The organism is Psychrobacter sp. 16-MNA-CIBAN-0192, assembly GCF_040309565.1.
GTDB lineage: Bacteria > Pseudomonadota > Gammaproteobacteria > Pseudomonadales > Moraxellaceae > Psychrobacter.
In genome coordinates, this window is the sequence record NZ_JBEOOX010000226.1 from 1 (window position 1) to 274 (window position 274).

Genomic DNA, 274 nt, shown 5'->3' on the forward strand with positions numbered 1-274 from the left:
CCTTTATTACCGGTCACTGCCAGTTAGCGAGTCGCCCTATGGATTGGCACGGTTATGCTAATTCCAACAATACCTTAGTGGTCTATATGGGCATATTAAACGCCAATATTATCAGTGAAGGTTTGATCAATGCTGGTCGTAGTGCTGAGACGCCCGTGGCAATCGTGTCTAACGCAACCACCTCATCACAACAGCGGTTTATGGGTAAGTTAGGTGAACTGGCTCAACTAGCCGCAGATCCTGCTTTGCAGATGCCTGCGCTGATGATTATCGG

The 274-nt window shown here is 48.2% G+C and carries 1 protein-coding gene; it reads left to right on the top strand.

The genetic code is table 11. The features are described 5' to 3' along the window. Positions 1-38: 38 nt before the first annotated feature. Positions 39-274, top strand: a 236-nt coding sequence (locus AAEY78_RS13025; RefSeq protein WP_502943771.1) for an SAM-dependent methyltransferase, incomplete at its 3' end; no start/stop codon positions are given.